The organism is Polynucleobacter sp., from assembly GCF_018500155.2.
In the GTDB taxonomy this organism is placed as follows: Bacteria; Pseudomonadota; Gammaproteobacteria; order Burkholderiales; family Burkholderiaceae; genus Polynucleobacter.
On the sequence record NZ_JAHBAK020000003.1, the window covers coordinates 1 to 5,199 of the forward strand.

The 5,199-nt window shown below is 42.6% G+C and carries 7 protein-coding genes and 1 pseudogene; 2 read left to right on the top strand and 6 right to left on the bottom strand.

Going from position 1 to position 5,199, the window contains the following annotated elements; genetic code table 11:
• From KIH43_RS00285 to KIH43_RS00310, 6 genes and pseudogenes are all read right to left on the bottom strand, one after another.
• Positions 1-331: pseudogene (locus tag KIH43_RS00285) on the bottom strand (alkene reductase); the annotation flags it as partial.
• 122 nt (positions 332-453) lie between these two features.
• Positions 454-1,245, bottom strand: coding sequence for a hypothetical protein (locus KIH43_RS00290; RefSeq protein WP_297716616.1), 792 nt, complete (start codon positions 1,243-1,245; stop codon positions 454-456).
• A gap of 55 nt (positions 1,246-1,300) precedes the next feature.
• A complete protein-coding gene (locus KIH43_RS00295; protein ID WP_297716617.1) occupies positions 1,301-1,792 on the bottom strand; it encodes a hypothetical protein in 492 nt (163 codons plus the stop codon).
• A 141-nt stretch (positions 1,793-1,933) separates the two neighbouring features.
• Positions 1,934-2,371 carry a universal stress protein gene (locus tag KIH43_RS00300; RefSeq protein WP_296968007.1) on the bottom strand — a complete coding sequence of 146 codons (438 nt, stop codon included), beginning with the start codon at positions 2,369-2,371 and terminating at the stop codon, positions 1,934-1,936.
• A gap of 122 nt (positions 2,372-2,493) precedes the next feature.
• Complete coding sequence (locus KIH43_RS00305; RefSeq protein WP_296968009.1) at positions 2,494-2,829, bottom strand: hypothetical protein; 336 nt, start codon at positions 2,827-2,829, stop codon at positions 2,494-2,496.
• Positions 2,822-2,947, bottom strand: coding sequence for a DUF3149 domain-containing protein (locus KIH43_RS00310; RefSeq protein ID WP_296968010.1), 126 nt, complete (start codon positions 2,945-2,947; stop codon positions 2,822-2,824). Before KIH43_RS00310 ends, KIH43_RS00305 begins: the two co-directional genes overlap by 8 nt.
• A gap of 147 nt (positions 2,948-3,094) precedes the next feature.
• Between KIH43_RS00310 and trxC the strand changes: the two genes are divergently transcribed.
• Positions 3,095-3,514 (top strand): thioredoxin TrxC, encoded by a 420-nt coding sequence (gene trxC / locus KIH43_RS00315; protein WP_297716620.1) that lies wholly within the window; start codon positions 3,095-3,097, stop codon positions 3,512-3,514.
• 237 nt (positions 3,515-3,751) lie between these two features.
• A partial coding sequence (locus KIH43_RS00320; protein WP_297716622.1) for an efflux RND transporter permease subunit occupies positions 3,752-5,199 on the top strand: 1,448 nt, incomplete at its 3' end.

A 5,199-nucleotide genomic window follows, 5' to 3' on the forward strand; every position in this document is an offset into this window, starting at 1 on the left:
CTGGCAAATTATCCTGATGGGTCACTCGACCTGTATGCATCAGTTGTACAAAAATCTTTCCACCCTTTTGGTGAACGGCATCTGTTACCAATTTCCATCCGGCAACTTGTGCTTCGTTAAATAATCCAGGGATGCGGGCATAACCCAGGCCATTTGCAGAAGGTGAAACGCCCTCTGTCACAATTAATCCAGCGCCAGCACGCTGGCCATAGTACTGAGCCATCAAAGCGTTAGGGGTATTGTTTTCTACCGCCCTACTTCTTGTCATGGGCGCCATGACCACGCGATTTGAAAGTTCGATTCCGCCTAATGTATAACGATCAAATAACAGCATTGTTACTCCCTTAATCAATTGGTGTGTCGGTTTTTTCTTTATTTTCAATCAAAAGCAAAATTCATGCAGAAGGCTTTGGAGCCTTCAGTATTTTGAATCATCACAAAACTAGTGGTGAACTACTTCTGAATAGACCCTGACTTTTTTACCAAGTTTGAGTTAGCAATCGATTCAATACACCCACATTGCATATTATTGGCTTTTAGATAGTCATTTGATAGCTTCACCCTGTCGTCTATCCCAGGATGGGTAAACAAATAGGTTAATGCGCTGGAGACTGCTGAGTTCTTCTCCATCACATTTTTCATTTTTAGGTAGCCACATGGAGTGTATCCAGCTTTGGTAAGCCAATCGATAGCCATGGGATTTACCTGATCCTCGATCTTGCCGTCTTGTATGCGCTTTGCTTGATCGATTGCCGCACCGGCGCCGTACCCGCCAGCCGCAGTCGCAAAGAGAGAAACGCCTGTGCTAACGATTTCTTTTGTCAGAAAGTAATTGATTTCTCGACTATCTTGTACATCCGCATCATCGCCAATGACAATATGTGCATATTGATGGCTCATTGCAGCAGCCAACGAATCCTCATCATCTCCAAAAAGATTCAAAAAGTTAAAGCTCATTGCGACGTAATTAGTCCCGTTGCGAGAGAGCAATAACACCGTATGCAGATCAGAGTCTACTAATGCAAATTGCATTCGTTTATCCGTTAACGGAATCACTTTGCTACGAATTGCTTTGAGGTTCTTGTAATGCCCTGCATTAAGCACATACTCCTTACCCCCTACGCTGATGACTTGTAAATCTCCATTTAGGTCACTATTTTTATCAAACTGATCGTCAGTTAAATAAACAACGTCATGAATCTGAGTCTTGTATAGATGAGCGCAACCAGTAAGGGTGACGACCATCAATAAGATCAGAAATGCAGTAAGACTTTTCAGGGTATGTAAGATATGAATAAAACTATTGGGGTGCGTTGTTCGCTAACTTGCAGTCCTTGCCCAACTGATTGCATACACGAATCACACCATCAACGATTTGGGTTGTTTGTGGTGTAGCCCCTGGCGCTGCAGTACCAACAATCATCAATTGAGAAGGATCGTTGCTGAGCGAATTGACAGCCAATGTTGCTGTCTGATCGCCACGATTGATGGTAAGGCTCAATTTCTGTGGGTTCATCGCTGAAATATTGACATTGCCATTTTGTTGAATGGTATTGACTGCCACCTCAAACACTTTTTGTGCGGGTGCATCTAATATCACCGTAGCCACCTCAGTAGCGGATTGATTACCTGATGGTGAATTCTGGGTAACTTGCTCTATGCGACCAATGGCATGTCGCGCCACAAAAACCCACTGAGAAAATGCTAGATCAGGAACCATAGACATACACAAGAAGGCAATCAATGGCTTAGTTGATAGCTTAGCTAGCGACTTATTCAATGTTAGTTTCATCAGAGGCATCCGTAACATAATTGTTTGTGTGGAAATGATATCTGTCAATGTACTGCAAATTTACTAGCTGAGCATCTATTGCTACTTTAAAGGCAATAAAAAAGCGCCTTTTAAGGCGCTTTATTCTGGTTTGCGTGATTTTTAAATCACAACGACTGGCAATTTGGAATGCACGATAACAGCATGAGTTTCACTGCCCATAAATACTCCTTTGAGACCAAGTCTTTTATGAGAAGCCATCATGATGGCATCGACACCTGTCTTCTTGGCGGCGCTCAGTATCCCTTCATAAACTACAGGACTATATTCATGATGTGTTTTCACTTTAATGGACTTATCCAAGAGCCCGCTTGCCGTTTCTAACAATTCCTTGGCATGTTGAGCACAAGCTTTTTTATGATTTGCATCTGAAATTCGATAATCTGATGCTTTGCGCGCATATACAAATGGAGCGCGAGGATCAGAGATATAAGCCAATACAACATTTGCCCCATCAGCGCCTATTAATCCTGAGATTTGTTTCATGATTTTGGGTGTCACCATATCATCGACAACGGGGATCAAAACGGTTTTAAACATATTCTTACTCTCCTCAAATAGATATTTCTAATTGAGTTTGACATTTGGGAAGAAGAAGCATATTGATGCAGATCAAATATACCCTAGGGTAATTGCATATCCCGAGCTGCAATCGTTAAATACTACTGTTTAGGCCTATCCGCATCCTCGAGAGGATAAGCATCTGCCACGTAAGCGGGACCCTTCATCAATACAACAATATAAGCTCCGATTACTATCGTAAAGATAGCTATCCAATAACAAATTAGTGTTGCGATCACTAAAATATCGATGAAGCCGGTGCTACTGGCACTTCGTGCGATTTGCCCCTCGGCTGGCAAGATCCTTGTCAGAATTGATGGCATCAAAATTGCGAGGGTTCCCAGTAAAGTCCATGCGGGCGCTTGACTCAGTATCCATCGCTCTTTTCCCGGTTGGGAGGTACGATAGCCAGGGAGTTTTTTAAAAAATCTACTCATCTATTTGAGCGCTTTTTTTCATAAACAGCCTAATAAAGAACACGAACATGCCAATCATAAACAGAATGACTGCTAGACTCAATTGACCCGCAAAAGTTCCAAATAATTCAAGCAACATAATATTCTCTCCCAAGTGCAAACAGGTTCAATGTAGTTCTTGGGCTATTTTTATGTTTTGATCCAAATCAAAATTTATTCGCTTGATTTTTGACCATATTCAGTTCATGATTTAAATCAACATCCAAGACTTTTGAAAAACAAATTTATGCTTATCAAGTGTCCTCACTGCGGTAAATTTAATAGACTGCCCTTAGATCGCATCAATCAAAAGCCGATCTGTGGCTCTTGTAGAGAGGGCTTACTTTTGGGCCCTATTGATGCTGACCAAGCCAGCTTTAAAGAGATTCTTGGGCAAAGTAAATTGCCGGTGATTGTAGATTTTTGGGCCCCTTGGTGCGGTCCATGCAAAATGTTCGCCCCCACCTTCATGGCTAGCGCAAAAAAACATGGGGAGTCCATTCTTCATGTCAAACTGGATACAGAGGCCAATCCTGGAATTGGTCAAGAATTTTCTATTCGGTCTATCCCTACATTAGCCGGCTTTAAAAATGGTACTGAGATTGAAAGAATCAGTGGCGCATTGCCTCCACAACAACTAGATCAATTCATTTCATCACTTCTTTAAAGTTGCCAGCATAAATTTGGCGCAACCCATCTGCGCCCAGGTGTCTGAAGCGCCAAGTGTTTCAGTAATACCTTGTATTTTCAATGAGTTACAGTCATATTGGCTGGCACTTCGCAGGCATTCATTAGTATTTATCGCCACTTTCCTCACAATTGGCTGAATTTCACTACCTGATAGCTACGCTTTAATATATTTTATTATATAATATAAATATATAATTTAATTGGGTACAAAAGCATGGATAACAAGCTAGGGATTTCAGGGCGTATAGCAGAGTTCTTTCAGGGGGCGCAAATTACTCCCTTGCTGGCAATTCTTGCTCTCTTGCTTGGCTTATTTGCCATTGTGGTGACACCACGCGAAGAAGAGCCGCAGATTAACGTGACGATGGCTAATGTCATCATCCCGTTTCCGGGTGCTAGCGCCAAATCTGTGGAAGAAATGGTTTCCATACCGGCGGAGCAAGTGCTTTCACAAATCGCCGGGATTGAACACATCATGTCTATGTCCCAAGCTGGTCTGTCAGTCATTACCGTGCAATTCAAAGTTGGCGTTCCCAGAACGGAAGCCTTGGTAAGACTACATGATACTGTTGCAGCAAACTCTGATTGGCTACCCAAAGGTCTTGGGGTGATGCCTGCCATTATTAAACCCAAGGGAATAGATGATGTACCCATCTTATCCATCACACTTTTCTCAAAAAATACAGAAACTACTGCTTACGATTTAGAAAAAATTGCGAATAAGATCGAAATAGACTTAAAACGCATCAAAGGAACTCGCGAAGTCACGACTATTGGTGGGCCAAAGCGCGCCATTCGGATTGAAATTAATCCCGAAAAAATGGCACTGAAAGGTATCACCATCCCGGAACTCAGAATGGCGCTAGAAACAGCCAATCTTGGAATGCCTGTGGGAGACCTACTAACAGAACAAGGCGCTATTGCTATTGAAACTGGTCCATTCCTAAAGAATTTACAGGATGTAGAGAATGTAGCGCTCGGGATTAGGCAAGGAAGCCCTCTCTACATAAAAGATATTGCCGCAGTCATTGAGGGACCGATGCAAAATCGTCGCTTAGTTTGGCATGCACAAAGAGGTGAGGCTAAAGAGTTAAATCACCATTATCCCGCGGTAACGATTTCTGTTACCAAAAAACCTGGTGAAAATGCAGTAGATGTTTCCAACCAAGTATTAGATCAATTGCAATCTCTTAAAGGCACCCTCATTCCACAAGATATTGAGATGGCCATTTCTCGAAACTATGGAGAGACAGCAAATGAAAAAGCAAGCAAGCTCATTCAAAAATTAATCTTCGCCACACTATCTGTAGTGGCGCTGATATTCTTCGCACTTGGTAGAAGAGAGGCCTTCATCGTTGGCTCAGCGGTAGTTCTAACACTCTCCGCCACCCTATTTGCATCTTGGGCATGGGGATTTACTATCAATCGCGTTTCACTTTTTGCGCTCATTTTTTCCATTGGCATCTTGGTCGATGATGCCATTGTGGTAGTTGAAAATATTCATCGGCATCAACTACTCTTTCCGAATAAAAATCTGAAAGAAATTATTCCGGGCGCAGTTAATGAGGTTGGCGGGCCCACTATTCTGGCTACCCTTACAGTGATTGCCGCTCTTCTGCCTATGGCTTTCATTAGCGGCCTCATGGGGCCCTACATGAGCCC